General features: G+C 41.7%; 1 protein-coding gene. It reads left to right on the forward strand.

The genetic code is table 11. From position 1 onward, the window contains the following. Positions 1–845: 845 nt before the first annotated feature. On the forward strand, positions 846–1319 hold the full coding sequence (locus IQR33_RS18745) for a GrpB family protein (RefSeq protein WP_050909555.1): 474 nt from the start codon (positions 846–848) through the stop codon (positions 1317–1319). Positions 1320–2492 lie beyond the last annotated feature (1173 nt).

Below are 2492 nucleotides of genomic sequence, written 5' to 3' on the forward strand. Positions count from 1 at the left end.
TAAAGTTTTGTAGCTACCCGTCTCACTTCAGTGTTCAAAGCCTTTCATATCATCTCAGTTTTCAATATCTTGGAGCGCATAAATAGAAGTGGCGCATGTACTAACAAATTGCTTAAGAGTGATTCGTAACGCGTGGCATTTTTACTTTGCGGTGGCTTATGTGATTAAGGCGTCGTGCGGTAGCTTTTGTATTGCGTTACTCACACCTTAGCAAGGCGTTATACGAATGCGTGCAGACGCAAGTATCAGGCTGAGCTTCAAGTAAGCTAACTCAATTAAGTATCTGATCCTCAATCGAAAGTAAATATTTTTAGGTTCTGGAGCATGTGGTGCTAAAAGATAGGGGCCAATAATTATGTGGTATCTGTTTAAAGATTATGTGGACACGCCAAATCATATTGAGTTTTTGATCTTTGGAGTGTCAATAATAGCTTCCTACATTGTGGCTTGTGTATCCTGTAAATCTCGCAATATGTCAGGGTATGAAGTACGGGTCATTGCTACAGCAGCAGGTCTTATGGTGGCAGTGCTAGTTGGGGGAGTTAAATTTACTTTTGTGTCAACTTTGCTGGTATCGATGCTTTTCACATGGCTGATGGTGAGAAAAGGGCATTCATTGGGTTGGGGATGAATCATTGTCTTCAAAGGAAATAGCCAATTGCCAAAGGCTCAATTTAATTCATTGATTAAATTGGAAAAATTCGTATAACAAAGCGTTTAAGGCGGATTCGCAACGTTTGGCATTTTTGGTTTGATTCAGCTTTAGTGTTTACGGCACAATGCGTTAGGTAGTGGGGCTGCGTTGCTCACCACTTAACGCGGCGTTATGCCTTTTGGGAGCAAATATGCAGTTTTACAAAGCAGATGAATATCAGGCATCTTGTGAAAGCCTATATCGTAAGTATGCACTTGAGATAGCTGCTTTACTTCCAGATGCATCTATTGAGCACATTGGGTCTTCCTCTATCCCTAATGCCGTATCTAAGGGTGACCTAGACATACTTGTTGGCGTCAACGGCAAGGAACTAGAGAACGCAGTAAAGTTACTTTCTACTCTAGGTTTCAACGAAAAATCCGATACGTTAAGAACTCCAGAGCTTTGCATGCTGGAAAATAGTTCAGGTGAGGATGTCGCTTTTCAAGTTGTAGCTAATGGTTCGGAGTTTGAGTTTTTTGTGGGGTTTAGAGACAAACTCCGTAAAAGTCCTGAGTTAGTTCAACGATACAATGAGCTGAAAATGTCTTGTACAGGTTGGTCTCAAGAAGAGTATCGTAGGGAGAAATCAGCTTTTATTGAGCGCGTGTTAGGACAGGCATAACAAACTGTTTAAGAGTGATTCGCAACGCGTGGCATTTTTACTATGCGTTGCGTTAAGTGTTTAAGGTGGTATGCGTGAGCTTCAGTATTGCGTTGCTCACACCTTAACAGGGCGTTAGTACGGGTTTGACATCAAAGGTCATAAGTTTTGGTGTTTATCTGTTTCAGCGCTCATCTTTACACCTTTCAGCTTGTACCTTTCACGTTCTTTCCGGTGGCACTATATGCGGAGTGTTTGCTTTGATTTCACCGTTTACGGCTTCTAACTCTTAGCCTATTTCTTTGGTGCTTCTTCATTTTCGTGGTGGTTTTTTGAGAGAGCCTTGATTACTTTTAGCGTGGCTGTTGAAGTACGAGGAAAGAATCCTTTTCTAATTTGAAGTTAGGGAAAGTAGGGCAGTTCAGTACGTTTTTCTTCTAGCCAACTCTCGTCTCTTAACCGAGTTTAAGTTTTGTAGCTGCCCGTCTCACTTCAGTGTTCAAAGCCTTTCATATCATGCTACTTTTCAATATCTTGGAGCGCACAAATAGAAGTAGCGCATGTACTAACAAATTGCTTAAGAGTGATTCGTAGCGCGTGGCATTTTTACTTTGCGGTGGCTTATGGTGATTAAGGCGCTGTGCGGTAGCTTTTGTATTGCGTTACTCACACCTTAGCAAGGCGTTAGTACTGGGGCGACATCAGAGGTCAAAAGTCTTGGTGTTTATTGGTTTCTTTCCCAGTTTTACACCTGAACAAATGTGCCTTTCACGTTCGCTCCGGTGGCACTAGATGCGAAGTTTCCGCTTTGACTTCATCGTTTACGGTTTCTAACTTTTGGGTGATTTCTCTGGTGTGGTTTCTTTAGGGCTGAGAAATTTTCGGTAAAACTAGGTTTCTCTGACGCTGCTGTTCAATTGCGAAGCCTGTATCCTTTGCTAATTGGAAAGCGGTGAAAAAGGGCAGTTAAGCATGTTTTTCTTCTAGCCAACTTAAGTGTTGAAGTTAGTTTTAAGTTTGGCAGCAGTCCGTTTGGCTTTAGTGTTTTAAGCTATGATTTTTGTGCTATATTTCAATATCTTGTCGTGTAAAAAGGCTTTAGGGGCAGCGTACTAACAAACAATTCAAGAGGGATTCGTAACGCGTGGCATTTTACTATGCGTTAATTTTAGTGATTAAGGCGGTTTGCGGCGG

Origin of the sequence: Vibrio sp. OPT46, assembly GCF_015163535.1 — a bacterium.
GTDB lineage: Bacteria > Pseudomonadota > Gammaproteobacteria > Enterobacterales > Vibrionaceae > Vibrio > Vibrio alginolyticus.

Excerpts from the sequence above, each read along its gene's own strand:
- IQR33_RS18745 (WP_050909555.1), top strand. The coding sequence starts at position 846 with ATGCAGTTTTACAAAGCAGATGAATATCAGGCATCTTGTGAAAGCCTA.